Below are 13,671 nucleotides of genomic sequence, written 5' to 3'. Positions count from 1 at the left end.
CACGGTGGAGGTAACCATGTCCAAGGGAATGCCGACCCAGGGTGAGACCAGGGTGCCCGGGAAGCCGATCCGCGTCGCCGCGCTCGTCTACGGCGTCGTCTTCCTGCTGGTGGGCCTGCTGGGGTTCATCCCCGGAGTGACCACGAACTACGGCCAGATGCAGTTCGCCGGGCACGAGTCCGAGGCCTTCCTGCTCGGGATCTTCCAGGTGTCGATCCTGCACAACCTGCTCCACCTGGTCCTCGGCGCGGCGGGGGTGGCGATGGCGCGCACCGCCTCGGCGGCGAAGGCCTTCCTCGTCGGCGGCGGGTTCCTCTACCTGCTGCTGTGGTTCTACGGCCTGCTGGTCGACAACGAGGACCCGACGAACATCGTGCCGCTCAACGACGCCGACAACTGGCTGCACCTGGTCCTCGCGCTGACCATGGTCGGGCTCGGGTTCATCCTCGCGCCCTCCCGCGAAGCGAGGCGCTAGGGGTAGTAGGCCGCGACGTCGGCCGCGACGCGGGGGTTGGGCGGGGTCCACGGATCCGGCTTGACCCTCACGTCGCGTGAGGCCGGAGGGTGGGGTGCATGAGCGACTACTACGACGCCTTCGAGACGAGTCCCGTACCCCCTCCCGGCCCGGACGCGGTTCCGCCGGAGCCGTTCCGCGGCATCTACGGGATGCCCGCGTTCGCGACCATCCCCACGAATGACATGGCGGCGTCGGTGGACTTCTGGACTCGTGGGCTCGGGTTCTTCGAGCTGTTCGGCATCCCCGGCAGGCTCGTGCACCTGCGCCGGTGGGCGTTCCAGGACGTACTCCTCGTCTCGGCGGCGGACGCTTCGGAGCGGGCACCGGCGATGGGCCTCAGCTTCGCGTGCGTGCTCAGCCAGGTCGACTCCCTCGTCGAGTCCTGCCGCGCGCTGCGCCCGAAATCGGTCGACGGTCCGCGGGACACTCCCTGGAACACCCGCGACGTGGAGGTGACCACCCCCGAGAACGCACGGATCGTCCTCACCGCGGCGAAGCCCCTCGACCCGGCCAGCCAGGAGGCGCGCAACCTCGAGGCCATCGGGATCACCCCGCCGGACGCCGGCCGCGGCGACAATGGGGAACATGCCTGATGCCGCGGACACCGACGGCCTGACCGTCGGCCAGGTCTCGAAGCGCCTGGGCGTGACGGTCCGCGCGCTGCACCACTGGGACGAGGTCGGCCTGGCGCGACCGTCGCTGCGCACGGCCGCCGGATACCGGCTCTACACCGCCGGTGACCTGGAACGCCTACACCGCGTCGTCGTCTACCGTGAGCTCGGTCTCGGACTGGACAGGATCCGGGACGTCCTGGAGGACCCGGCCGCGGACGTGCCCGGCGCGCTGCGCGCGCAGCGCGCCCAGGTCGACGAACGGATCGACCGCCTCCAGAGGCTCGGGGCCGGACTGGACCGGATGATCGACGCCCAGGAGCACGGCCTGCTGCTGACCACCGAGCAGCAGGCCGCGGTCTTCGGCCCCCAGTGGAACCCGGACTGGCCCGCCCGGGCACGTCAGCTCTACGGGGGCACGACGCAGTGGACGCAGTACGCCGAACGCTCGGCCTCACGCGGCCCGGAGGAGTGGCGGGCCGTCGCCGAGGCCGTCGCCTGCCTCGAACGCGCCCTCGGGGACGCGATGGACGCCGGCGTCGAACCCGGTAGCCCGGAAGCGAACCGGCTCGTCGAGCGGCACCGCGAGGTCTTCGCCTCGTACTTTCCCCTCACCAGACGGATGCAGGTCTGTCTCGGCCGCATGTACGAGGCCGATCCGGGGTTCGCCGCCCACTACGACGGCATCCGCGCCGGCCTCGCCGCGTGGTTCCGCCGCATCGTCGACGCCGACGCGCGTGCCCACGGCATCGACCCCGACACCGCGTCCTGGCGGTAGAGCGCGGATCCGGAGGGCGGGGACACACGGAACGGGCCCCGGAGGACCGGGACCCGTTCCGCGTTCCCGCCAGGGGGACCTAGCGCTCGACCCTGTGGCGATGGTTGGGCACGCAGTGGGTCATCGTCAGCCCCGACACGTCGCGCGGGCCGTTCCTGCCCAGGTTGGCCAGGCGCTGGCGGTCCTCGTCGGTCAGGGTCTGGCTCTGGAGCGGATCCAGGTGCGCCACGTCCTCCGGACCGATGCCGAGCCTCTTGCCGACGCGCAGCCCCAGGTCGTCCTCGACCAGGAGGAGGTGCCAGACCATCCGCTCCTGGACCGGCCGGTCGCACTGGGCGAACAGCGTCGCGAAGTTGTGCACGAGGTCGTCGCGCTCCCACTGCTCCATCAGGAGGTAGCGCTGACCCGCCTGCTTGTAGTCGTTGGTGCGCACGATGCGCTTGCGGGTGAGCCTCCCCCGGATCTCCGGGCCCTGCTCGTCGTGCGTGGGGTACTGCCCCTCGCGCAGGCCGCCGTGGATGGACGGCTCGTAGTTGACGTGCGGGTTCTCCCCGCCGGTGTCCTGGTAGTAGGTCATCAGGCCGTCGCGCTGGTTGGTGCGCACGTTCGTGTTCTTGGCCTGGTTCACCGGCAGCTGCAGGTAGTTGGGCCCCACCCGGTAGCGCTGGGTGTCGCTGTAGGAGAAGGTGCGCCCGACCAGCATCTTGTCGTCGGAGAAGTCCAGGCCGTCCACGAGCACGCCGGTGCCGAAGGAGATCTGCTCGTTCTCGGCGAAGTTGTCCGACACGTTGCGGTCGAGCACGATCCGCCCCACGGGCTTGGGCGGGAAGTCCTGCTCCGGCCAGGTCTTGGTGTCGTCCAGCGGGTCGAAGTCGAGTTCGAGGTGCTCGTCGTCGCTCATCATCTGCACGAGCAGCTCCCACTCGGGGTAGTCACCCCGGTTGATGGCCTCGTGCAGGTCCTTGGTCGCGTGCCCGGTCTCGTCCGCCTGGACGTTGGCGGCGTCGGCCTCGGTCATGCTCCGCACGCCCTGCTTGGGCATCCACGTGTACTTGACCAGGACCGTCTCGCCCACGTCGTTGACCCACTTGTAGGTGTTGACGCCGAAGCCCTGCTGGTGCCGGTAGTCCGACGGGATGCCGCGCGGGCTGAACAGGTTGACCAGCATGTGCATGGACTCGGGGGTCTGCGACATGAAGTCGAAGATGCGGTTCGGCTCCTGGTGGAAGGTCACCGGGTCCGGCTTGAGGGCGTGGATCACGTCCGGGAACTTGATGGCGTCGCGGATGAAGAACACCGCGAGGTTGTTGCCCACCAGGTCCCAGTTGCCCTCCTCGGTGTAGAACTTGATGGCGAACCCGCGCGGGTCGCGGTTGGCCTCGGAGGAGTCGCGGCCGCCGATGACCGTGGAGAAGCGCAGCGCGATGTCGGTGCGCCTGCCCCGCTCCTGGAAGAGCTTGGCCCGCGTGTAGCGGCTGATCGGCTCGTCGCCCCACTTGCCGTAGGCCTCGAAGTAGCCGAACGCGGTCGCGCCGCGAGCGTGCACCACCCGCTCGGGGATGCGCTCCCGGTCGAAGTGGCTGATCTTCTCCAGGAACTGGTAGTTCTCCAGCGTGGCGGGCCCCCGCTCGCCGACCGTGCGCTGGTTCTGGTTGTCGTAGACCTGGTGTCCCTGCCGGTTCGTGAGTACTTCGCGGTCGTCTCCGGACGCGGATCCCTGGCTGGATACGTCGGTCATGTGACTGGTCCCCCACCGAGTCGTCATGTTCTTCCTCGGGTTCCCCTGCCCATCGCCGAGGCCGGGAACGCACGGAGGGGGAAGTTCTTACCAAGTGAAGGGAGTACGGGGACCGTCGTCCCGTACGAGATGTCCGAAGAGGCGCGTTCGCCCCTCCCGACCTCGTCGGATCCGGTGTTTCACGTGAAACCTCACCGCCCCGGCACGGTGGCACGGAACGCCCATGGATCCACCACGAGCGGCGTGTCCCCACGCGCGCGGGCACCCTTCCGGCGGATGGTGGACACCTGCTGTCCACGCCCTCGCGTGGACGTGGAACGACGTCGACGGCCCAGGGGCCGGTTCGGGGGCGAGCATGGGTGTACGCACGTGGATCGAGTCGTGGCCGGTGTACCGGCAGCTCACCGGCGAGGACCGGATGGGTCTCGGAGCCGCCGCGAAGTCCGAGCGGTCGGAGAGCCTGCGGGCCCGCACCGAGGACGCCGACAGGGTCGTGCGGTCGGTCTGCCCCTACTGCGCGGTGGGCTGCTCCCAGAACGTCTACGTCAAGGACGAGAAGGTCGTCCAGATCGAGGGCGACCCCGACTCCCCGATCAGCCGCGGCCGCCTGTGCCCCAAGGGGGCGGCCAGCCTCCAGCTCACCACCGGGTCCGGCCGTGAGGAGAAGGTCCTCTACCGCCGCCCGTACGGCGCCGACTGGGAGGAACTCGACCTCGACACCGCCATGGGCATGGTCGCCGAACGGGTGGTCCGCACCCGCGACGAGACGTGGGAGCAGGAGTACGGGGGGCGCAGGGTGGCCCGCACGCTGGGGATCGCCAGCCTGGGCGGAGCCACGCTGGACAACGAGGAGAACTACCTCATCAAGAAGCTCCTGACCTCGCTCGGCGTCGTCCAGGTGGAGAACCAGGCCCGGGTGTGCCACAGCTCCACCGTCGCCGGGCTGGGGACGAGCTTCGGCCGGGGCGGGGCGACCATGTTCCTCCAGGACCTGCAGAACTCCGACTGCATCGTCATCGAGGGTTCCAACTTCGCCGAGGCCCACCCGGTCGGCTTCCAGTGGGTCATGGAGGCCAAGGCGCGCGGCGCGGTGGTCATCCACGTCGATCCCCGGTTCAGCCGCACCAGCGCCCTCGCCGACCTGCACGTGCCCATCCGCGCGGGCACCGACATCGCCTTCCTCGGCGCGATCATCAACCACGTCCTCACCGAGGAGAAGTACTTCCGCGACTACGTGCTCGCCTTCACCAACGCCGCGACGATCGTCGGTGAGGACTTCCAGGACACCGAGGACCTGGACGGCCTGTTCTCCGGCTTCTCGGAGAGGGACAAGAGCTACGACGCCGGCACCTGGGGCTACGAGGGCGCTGAGGTGGCCGCCGCGTCCGGCAACCGCGACCAGCTGCACAGGGAGCGGCTGGAGGAGACCCTCGACACCAGCCGCGCCGGTCGGCCCGAACAGCAGGGCTCGGGCGGCGCGGTGATCCGGAACAAGCCGCGGGAGGACCCGACGCTCACCGACCCGCGCTGCGTGTTCCAGATCCTCGGGCGCCACTACTCGCGCTATACGCCCGAGATGGTCGAGGAGGTCTGCGGCATCCCGCGGGAGACCTTCCTCCAGGTGTGCGACCACCTCACCGGCAACTCGGGCCGGGACCGCACCAGCGCCTTCTGCTACGCCGTGGGCTGGACCCAGCACACCGTCGGCTCGCAGTACATCCGGGCCGCCTCCATCCTCCAGCTCCTGCTGGGCAACATCGGCCGTCCGGGCGGAGGCATCCAGGCACTGCGCGGACACGCCAGCATCCAGGGCTCCAGCGACGTGCCGACGCTGTTCGACCTGCTCCCGGGCTACCTGCCGATGCCCCACGCCCACGAGGAGACGTCCCTGGAGAACTACGTCCTGGCCGTCGGCAACCCGCGCAAGGGCTTCTGGGACGGGATGCGGGCCTACACCGTCAGCCTGCTCAAGGCATGGTGGGGCGAGAGCGCGACGGCCGAGAACGACTACTGCTTCGACCGGATCCCGAAGCTCACGGGGTCCCACAGTCACTACGACACCGTGATGGCCCAGATCGCCGGGGACTGCAAGGGCTACTTCCTCATGGGGGAGAACCCCGCCGTGGGCTCGGCCAACAGCCGGGCCCAGCGCATGGGCATGGCCGAACTGGACTGGCTGGTCGTGCGCGACTTCTCGCTGATCGAGAGCGCCACCTGGTGGAAGGACGGGCCGGAGATCGAGTCCGGGGAGAAGCGGACCGAGGACATCGGCACCGAGGTGTTCTTCTTCCCCGCCGCGGCGCACACCGAGAAGTCGGGCACCTTCACCAACACCAACCGGCTGCTCCAGTGGCACGACCGGGCCGTGCTTCCCAGCGGTGACCGACGCAGCGATCTCTGGTTCATGTACCACCTGGGCCGGATCATCCGCGAGAGGCTCGCCGGCTCCGACGACCCCAAGGACCGCGCGGTCCTGGACTTGACGTGGGACTACCCGCTGGAGGAGGACGGCGAGCCCGACGCGGCCGCGGTCCTGCGGGAGATCAACGGCCACGACGCCGAGGGTCGTCCGCTCACCGCCTACACGGAGCTGCGCGACGACGGGTCCACGTCCTGCGGATGCTGGATCTACTGCGGCGTCTTCAAGGACGGGGTGAACCAGGCGGCGCGCAAGAAGCCCCACACGGAACAGGACTGGATCGCCGCCGAGTGGGCGTGGTCCTGGCCGGACAACCGGCGCATCCTCTACAACCGCGCGTCCGCGGACGAGAACGGCGAGCCGTGGAGTCCGGGCAAGAGCCTCGTCTGGTGGGACGCCGAGCAGGGCAGCTGGGTCGGGCACGACACACCCGACTTCGAGAACCACAAGGCGCCCGACCACCAGCCCCCGGAGGACGCCGAGGGGGTGGCGGCGCTGAGCGGGCGGGACGCCTTCATCATGCAGGCCGACGGCAGGGGGTGGCTGTACGCGCCCGCCGGGCTGAACGACGGGCCGATGCCCACCCACTACGAGCCGCAGGACACCCCGTTCGCGAACCCGCTCTACGGGCACCAGCGCAACCCGACGCGTCTGACGTATCCGCACGAGTACAACCGGTACCACCCCGCACCCGGCACCCCGGGGGCGGACGTCTTCCCGTACGTGGTGACCACCTACCGGCTCACCGAGCACTTCACCGCGGGCGGGATGAGCCGGTGGACGCCCTACCTCTCCGAACTACAGCCGGAGTTCTTCTGCGAGGTGGGACCGGAGCTGGCGGCCGAGCGCGGGCTGGAGCACGGCGGCTGGGCCACCATCGTCACGGCACGCAACGCCATCGAGGCCCGGGTCATGGTCACGGACCGCATGAGGCCCCTGAGGGTGCAGGGAAGGGTGGTCCACCAGATCGGGGTGCCCTACCACTGGGGGCCGAACGGGTACTCGACGGGGGACGCGGCCAACGAGCTGATGTCCATCTCCCTGGACCCCAACGTGCACATCCAGGAGGTCAAGGCGCTCACCGCCGACATCGTCGCGGGACGGCGCCCGCGCGGCGCCGAGCGCAGGGAGTTCGTGCGCGCCTACCAGGAGCGCGCCGGGATCACCGAGCAGACCGGAACGGAGGTGTGAGCGTGGACGGGGAGAACCGGGAGAGGACCGGGGGCGGCGGGCCGGAGCGCGTCGGCTTCTTCACCGACACCAGCGTGTGCATCGGGTGCAAGGCCTGCGAGGTCGCCTGCAAGGAATGGAACATGGTTCCCGAGGACGGCCTGAACTTCACGGCGATGTCGTTCGACAACAGTGGGGGACTGGGCGCCGACACGTGGCGCCATGTGGCCTTCGTCGAACAGCGTGAGCCCCTCGGCTTCCAGGAGCCCGGTGTCGGGCGGCCCGGAGCCGTCGACCTGGGGATGCCGTCCTTCGAGCTGCCCGGCGCCGCCTCCGGCGCCGACGAACGGGGCGAGTTCCGCTGGCTGATGTCCTCGGACGTGTGCAAGCACTGCACCAGCGCCGCCTGCCTGGACGTGTGCCCGACCGGCGCGCTGTTTCGCACCGAGTTCGACACGGTGGTGGTGCAGGAGGACATCTGCAACGGCTGCGGGTACTGCGTTCCCGCCTGCCCCTACGGGGTCATCGACCGGCGTGGGGACGACGGCCGGGCCTGGAAGTGCACCCTGTGCTACGACCGGCTCGGCGACGGGCTGGAACCCGCCTGCGCCAAGGCGTGCCCCACGGACTCGATCCAGTTCGGCGACCTCGACGAGCTCCGCGAGCGCGCCGAGAAGCGCGTGGAGGACCTCCACGAGGCCGGGGTGTCCTCCGCCCGCCTGTACGGCGAGGATCCGTCGGACGGGGTGGACGGCGCGGGCGCGTTCTTCCTGCTGCTGGACGAGCCCGAGGTCTACGGGCTGCCGCCGGACCCGGTGGTGACCACCCGGGACCTGCCGTCGATGTGGAGGCACGCCGGTGTCGCGGCCGCCGCGCTGCTGGTCGGAGTGGCCGCGACCTTCGCGGGGAGGCGCTGATGAACACGTCGGACGTGACCAAGGAGGGCATCCGCGGAGAGCGCCCCGGACGGGAGGCGATCACGGGGGCCGCCGACGTCGTCGGTGAGGAGCAGCGGCGCCGGCGCGGCGGCCGCGGGAGGCGCGGGGAGGCCACACGGGTGCCCGACGCCGAGTTCCGCTCCTACTACGGCAAGCCGATCATCAACCAGATCGTGTGGGAGGCCCCCGACGTCGGCGGGTACCTGTTCCTGGGCGGGCTGGCCGGTGCCTCGTCGGTGCTCGCCGCCGGTGCCGAGCTGACCGGACGCCCGGACCTGGCCCGGCCGCTGAAGTACGCCGCCCTGGGCGCGATCTCCGGTTCCACGGCCGCGCTCATCCACGACCTGGGACGGCCCGAGCGCTTCCTCAACATGCTGCGGGTGTTCAAGCCGACCTCGCCGATGAGCGTCGGATCGTGGACCCTGATGGCCTACGGCCCCCTCGCCGGGGTCGCCGCGGTGACCTCCGCCACCGGGTGGTTCCCCCGGATCGGCCGCGCGGCCACTCTCGGCGCCGCGGCGGTGGGGCCGCTGGTCGCCACCTACACGGCACCGCTGGTCTGCGACACCGCCGTGCCCTCCTGGCACGACGGCTACCGGTACATGCCGTTCGTGTTCGCCGCCTCCGCCGTCTCCGCGGCGGGCGGGATGGGCCTGGCCACCGCTCCCCTGGCGCAGAGCGGGCCCGCGCGCCGCGCGGCCGTGGGCGGCGCCCTGGTGGAGACGGCGGTCTCCAGCGCCATGGAGTACCGGATGGGCCTGTCCGGCGAGCCCTACCGCCGGGGCCGTGCGGGGGCGTTCGTCCGCACCGCCAAGGCGCTCACCCTGGCCGGGGCCGCCGGCGCGGTGCTCGGCCGCCGGAGCCGCACGGCCTCCGCGCTGAGCGGCGCGGCCCTGCTCGCCGGGTCGGCCTGCACCCGCCTGGGGGTCTTCCACGCCGGGAAGCAGTCCGCCGCCGATCCCAAGTACACGGTGGTACCGCAGCGCCGCCGGCTGGCCGAACGGGAGGCGGAGGGGGAGGCCGCCTCCGCTCCCCCGGCGCGGGGGCCGGGGGACTGAGGGGTCAGGCGTCGCGGACCTGGTCCGGGCGGGAGACCACGGGCGGCTCCACCGACCAGGGGAAGTTGATCCACCGGTCGGTGTGCTTCCAGACGTACTCGCACCTGACCAGTGACCGCGGCTTCTCGTAGATCACGGCGCTGCGTACCTCGGCGACGTGCTCGGCGCAGAAGTCGTGGACGAGCTTGAGGGTTTTCCCTGTGTCGGCGACGTCGTCGGCGACGAGGACCTTCTTGCTGCTGAGGTCGACCAGGTTGGGGACCGGGGGCAGCATGACGGGCATGTCGAGCGTGGTGCCGACCCCGGTGTAGAACTCCACGTTCATGACGTGCAGGTTCTTGACGTCCAGCGCGTACCCCAGGCCACCGGCGACGAAGAGGCCGCCGCGCGCGATGGACAGGATCATGTCGGGTTCGAACCCGTCGTCGGCGATGGTGCGGGCCAGGTCGCGGATCGCGGTGCCGAAGAGCTCGTAGCTCAGGTTCTCGCGCTCGTCGCTCACGGGTTTCCCCTCTTTCCCGGTGGTGTGGTGCGCACCGCGGGGAGGCTCCGCCGGAGGCGGCGCGGTACCGATCCACCTTAGCGACGGCCGCCGTGGCCTGCGTCGTCCTCCGGGCCCGGCTCCGCACGCGGACCGGGGAGGGACGCTCGGCCACTTGTCCACGCGGGCGGGTGTTCTGGGTCACACACGTAGACGGATGGCCAGAAAAGAGCCGCAAAAACTCGACGTTTTCTTGAATTTTGCGCTGTTGTGGCGAACAGATGGCAATAAATACCACCATGTGTCTGAACACATCTCTCTGACACAGGAGGTTGGAAGCCATGGCTGACGACCGGGACCTTCTCCCCTCCGAGCAACCGGTGCGGCTGCTCGACGAGACCGGGAGCCCGGTGGCCGGGGCCTCCCTGCCGTTCCCGGACCGGGACCGGCTGCTCGCCGCGTACACCTCCCTGGTGATCGGCCGCCGGGTCAACGACCAGGCCGGCGCCCTCGTACGCCAGGGCCGCCTGGCCGTCTACCCCTCCTCACACGGGCAGGAGGCCTGCCAGACGGGCGCGGCCCTGGCCCTGGCGGAGGGGGACTGGCTGTTTCCGACCTACCGCGACACCGCCGCCGTGATCGCGCGCGGCGTGGACCCGGTGGAGGTCCTCACCCTGCTCAAGGGCGACTGGCACGCGGGCTACGACCCCTACGCGCACAGGGTGGCGCCGCAGGCGACGCCGCTGGCCACCCAACTGCTGCACGCGGTGGGCGTCGCGCACGCCGCCCGCCTGCGGGGCGAGGACACGGTGGTCATGGCGCTGTGCGGCGACGGGGCCACCAGCGAGGGCGACTTCCACGAGGCGCTGAACTTCGCGGCCGTGTTCCGGGCCCCGGTGGTGTTCTTCGTGCAGAACAACGAGTACGCCATCTCCGTGCCACTGGCCCGGCAGAGCGCCGCCCCGTCGCTGGCGCACAAGGGCGTCGGCTACGGGATGAACGCCGAGCGGGTGGACGGCAACGACACCCCCGCCGTGCTCGCCGTGCTGGACCGCGCGGTGGCCGCCGCCCGGACCGGTGAGGGCCCCCAGCTGGTGGAGGCGCACACCTACCGGATGCAGGCGCACACCAACGCCGACGACGCGAGCCGGTACCGCAGCAAGGAGGAGGTCGACCCCTGGGAGGCACGTGACCCGCTGCTGCGCATGGAGGCCTACCTCAAGCGCAAGCGCCTGCTCACCAAGGCCCGGAAGGCCGAGATCACCGAGAGGGCGGAGGCCGTGGCCACCGCCATGCGCGAGGGCGTCTCGAAGGACGTCGACCCCGACCCCGCGGAGCTGTTCGCGCACGTGTTCGCCACCCCCACGCCGCAGTTGGACGAACAGGCCGCCTTCCTGGCCGACGAACTGAGCAGAGAGGGCAACTGACATGGCGACCGACCCCACCAAGCTCTCCATGGCGCAGGCCCTCAACCGCGCCCTGCGCGACGCCATGGCCGAGGACGAGGCGGTGTACGTGTTCGGTGAGGACGTCGGGCCCCTCGGCGGCGTCTTCCGCGTCACCGACGGCCTCACCGCCGAGTTCGGCGAGGACCGCTGCTTCGACACCCCGCTCGCGGAGTCCGGCATCGTCGGCATGGCCGTCGGCATGGCGATGAACGGCATGCGCCCCGTCGTGGAGATGCAGTTCGACGCGTTCGCCTACCCGGCCTTCGAGCAGATCGTCAGCCACGTGGCCAAGACCCGCAACCGCACCCGCGGCCGGGTCGGGCTGCCCATGGTCATCCGCGTCCCCTACGCGGGCGGGATCGGCGGTGTCGAGCACCACTGCGACTCCTCCGAGGCCTACTACGCGCACACGCCGGGCCTGACCGTGGTCGCCCCGTCCACGCCCGCCGACGCCTACTTCCTGCTGCGCGACGCGATCGCCTCCGACGACCCGGTCGTCTTCATGGAGCCCAAGAAGCTGTACTGGGGCAAGGACGAGGTCGACCTGTCGACCCCCGAGCCGCCCATCGGCAGGGCCGTGGTGCGCCGTCCCGGCACCGACGCCACCCTCATCGCCTACGGGCCGTCGGTGCCCACCGCGCTGGAGGCCGCCGAGGCCGCCGCGCAGGAGGGCCGCAGCCTCCAGGTGGTGGACGCGCGCTCCCTCGTCCCCTTCGACGACGCCACCGTGTGCGAGGCGGTGCGCTCCACCGGACGCGCGGTCGTGGTCGCCGAGGCCAGCGGGTACGCCAGCGTCGCCTCGGAGATCGTCGCGCGGGTGACCGAGCGCTGCTTCCACTCCCTGGCCGCGCCGGTGCGCCGCGTCACCGGCTTCGACATTCCCTTCCCGCCGCCGAAGCTGGAGCGCTTCCAGCTGCCGGGCGTGGACCGGATCCTGGACGCCGTCGACGACCTTCAGTGGGAGGACCAGTGACGACGCGGACCTTCGACCTCCCCGACCTGGGGGAGGGACTCACCGAGGCCGAGGTGGTGCGGTGGCTCGTCGCCGTCGGCGACACCGTGGCCGTGGACCAGCCGGTCGTGGAGGTGGAGACCGCCAAGTCGATCGTGGAGGTCCCCTCCCCGTTCGCCGGCACGGTCAGCACACTGCACGGCGAGGAGGGCCAGGTCCTGGAGGTGGGCGGCCCCCTGATCAGCGTGGCCGACGGCTCCGCCGACGAGCCCGCCGCCGTGGCGGGGAGCGACGCCGGGTCTGAGGCCCCGGCCGGATCCGGCCCCGCCGCACCGGTGTCGGCGGAGGAGCGCTACCGCGAGGAGGAGCGCGCCGGGTCAGGGTCGGGGAACGTGCTGATCGGCTACGGCACACCCGAGGCGCAGGCCTCGGGACGCCGCCGCCGTCCGCGCAACCGCCCGCCCGCGCGCCCGGCCCAGCCGGCTCAGCCCGTCCAGTCCGACGGGCCCGGGACTACGCCCGCTTCGGCTTCGGCGCCCGTGTCCGGGAACGGCGCACCGGCCCCCGCCGCCACGCGTCCCCCTCTGGTCACCTCGCCGCTGGTCCGGCAGATGGCGCGCGAGGCCGGACTGCGGATCTCCGAGGTCCCCGGAAGCGGTCCGGGCGGGCTCATCACCCGGCGCGACGTGCGCGCCGCCATCGATGCCGCGCGGTCTTCGGCCACGCGGTCCCCGGCCGCGCCCGCCGACGAACCCTCCGTGGAGCACACGCCGGCCGCGCCGGCTCCCGTTCCGGCGGGTGCCGTGGACGCGCGCACGGGGCTGGCCGAGTCCCGGCGCGAGCCCATGAACGGATTCCGCAGGAGCGTCGCCGCTTCGCTGTCCCGCAGCCGCAGGGAGATCCCCGAGGCGACCGTCTGGGTTGACGTGGACGCGACCGAACTGGTCCGCCTGCGCCGGTCCCAGCCGTCCGGGCCCGGACTGCTGTCCTACGTGGCCCGGTTCGTGCTCGCCGGCCTGCGCGCCCATCCCGAGCTCAACGGGCTGGTGGACACCGAGCGCGGCGAGCTGGTGCAGTACGACGGCGTGAACCTGGGCCTGGCCGTGCAGAGCGACCGGGGCCTGGTCGCCCCGGCCGTCATGGGCGCGCACCGGCTCACCACGCTGGAACTCGACGCGGAGATCAGGCGGGTCACCGCCGCGGCCCGGGAGGGCAGGATGTCCCCGGCCGAGATGACCGGCGGCACCTTCACCCTCAACAACTACGGGTCGCTGCGGGTGGACGGCAGCGCCGCCATCATCAACCACCCGCAGGTGGCGATCCTCGGCCTGGGCCGGATCATGGACCGCCCCTGGGTGGTGGACGGCGAGCTGACCGTCCGCAAGATCACGCAACTGTCGTTCGCCTTCGACCACCGCGTGTGCGACGGCGGTGCCGCCGCGGGCTTCATGCGCGTGGTCGCCGACGCGATGGAGGACCCGGCCGCGGCCATCGCCCGCATGTAGGCGCGGCCGTGAACGAGCGCCCCGGGGAGTCGGCACCCCGGGGCGCTCTCTCGCCC

Annotated in this window: 11 protein-coding genes; 9 read left to right on the top strand and 2 right to left on the bottom strand. The window is 71.3% G+C overall.

The window, feature by feature from the left end:
- Positions 1–16: 16 nt before the first annotated feature.
- From NOSIN_RS22025 to NOSIN_RS22015, 3 genes are all read left to right on the top strand, one after another.
- Positions 17–475 (top strand): DUF4383 domain-containing protein, encoded by a 459-nt coding sequence (locus tag NOSIN_RS22025; protein WP_077692565.1) that lies wholly within the window; start codon positions 17–19, stop codon positions 473–475.
- A 98-nt stretch (positions 476–573) separates the two neighbouring features.
- Positions 574–1,110 carry a VOC family protein gene (locus NOSIN_RS22020; protein WP_077692564.1) on the top strand — a complete coding sequence of 179 codons (537 nt, stop codon included), beginning with the start codon at positions 574–576 and terminating at the stop codon, positions 1,108–1,110.
- Complete coding sequence (locus NOSIN_RS22015) at positions 1,103–1,906, top strand: MerR family transcriptional regulator (protein WP_143832974.1); 804 nt, start codon at positions 1,103–1,105, stop codon at positions 1,904–1,906. The genes NOSIN_RS22020 and NOSIN_RS22015 overlap by 8 nt, the downstream gene beginning before the upstream one ends.
- Before the next feature lie 79 nt (positions 1,907–1,985).
- On the opposite strand, the gene NOSIN_RS22010 is transcribed toward NOSIN_RS22015, so the two are convergent.
- Entirely contained in the window at positions 1,986–3,644 is a 1,659-nt protein-coding gene (locus NOSIN_RS22010) for a catalase (protein WP_077692562.1), read from the bottom strand.
- Positions 3,645–3,999: 355 nt separating this feature from the next.
- Between NOSIN_RS22010 and fdh the strand changes: the two genes are divergently transcribed.
- Genes fdh through nrfD form a run of 3 tightly spaced genes read left to right on the top strand, consistent with a single transcriptional unit; the run spans position 4,000 to position 9,229 of the window.
- Positions 4,000–7,254, top strand: coding sequence for a formate dehydrogenase (gene fdh, locus NOSIN_RS22005; RefSeq protein WP_077692561.1), 3,255 nt, complete (start codon positions 4,000–4,002; stop codon positions 7,252–7,254).
- 2 nt (positions 7,255–7,256) lie between these two features.
- On the top strand, positions 7,257–8,150 hold the full coding sequence (locus NOSIN_RS22000) for a 4Fe-4S dicluster domain-containing protein (RefSeq protein WP_143832973.1): 894 nt from the start codon (positions 7,257–7,259) through the stop codon (positions 8,148–8,150).
- Positions 8,150–9,229 carry an NrfD/PsrC family molybdoenzyme membrane anchor subunit gene (gene nrfD / locus NOSIN_RS21995; RefSeq protein ID WP_077692559.1) on the top strand — a complete coding sequence of 360 codons (1,080 nt, stop codon included), beginning with the start codon at positions 8,150–8,152 and terminating at the stop codon, positions 9,227–9,229. The genes NOSIN_RS22000 and nrfD overlap by 1 nt, the downstream gene beginning before the upstream one ends.
- A 4-nt stretch (positions 9,230–9,233) precedes the next feature.
- Here nrfD and NOSIN_RS21990 read toward each other — a convergent pair whose 3' ends face one another.
- A complete protein-coding gene (locus NOSIN_RS21990; protein WP_077692558.1) occupies positions 9,234–9,731 on the bottom strand; it encodes a phosphoribosyltransferase in 498 nt (165 codons plus the stop codon).
- A gap of 320 nt (positions 9,732–10,051) precedes the next feature.
- Between NOSIN_RS21990 and pdhA the strand changes: the two genes are divergently transcribed.
- Genes pdhA through NOSIN_RS21975 form a run of 3 tightly spaced genes read left to right on the top strand, consistent with a single transcriptional unit; the run spans position 10,052 to position 13,615 of the window.
- Entirely contained in the window at positions 10,052–11,137 is a 1,086-nt protein-coding gene (pdhA, locus tag NOSIN_RS21985) for a pyruvate dehydrogenase (acetyl-transferring) E1 component subunit alpha (RefSeq protein WP_077692557.1), read from the top strand.
- Position 11,138: 1 nt separating this feature from the next.
- Complete coding sequence (locus tag NOSIN_RS21980) at positions 11,139–12,131, top strand: alpha-ketoacid dehydrogenase subunit beta (protein ID WP_077692556.1); 993 nt, start codon at positions 11,139–11,141, stop codon at positions 12,129–12,131.
- Positions 12,128–13,615, top strand: a complete 1,488-nt coding sequence (locus NOSIN_RS21975) for a dihydrolipoamide acetyltransferase family protein (RefSeq protein ID WP_077692555.1) — start codon at positions 12,128–12,130, stop codon at positions 13,613–13,615. Before NOSIN_RS21980 ends, NOSIN_RS21975 begins: the two co-directional genes overlap by 4 nt.
- Positions 13,616–13,671: the final 56 nt, after the last annotated feature.

This window comes from Nocardiopsis sinuspersici (genome assembly GCF_001998325.1).
GTDB classification, from domain to species: domain Bacteria; phylum Actinomycetota; class Actinomycetes; order Streptosporangiales; family Streptosporangiaceae; genus Nocardiopsis; species Nocardiopsis sinuspersici.
This window is presented reverse-complemented; position numbering and strand designations above follow the sequence as displayed.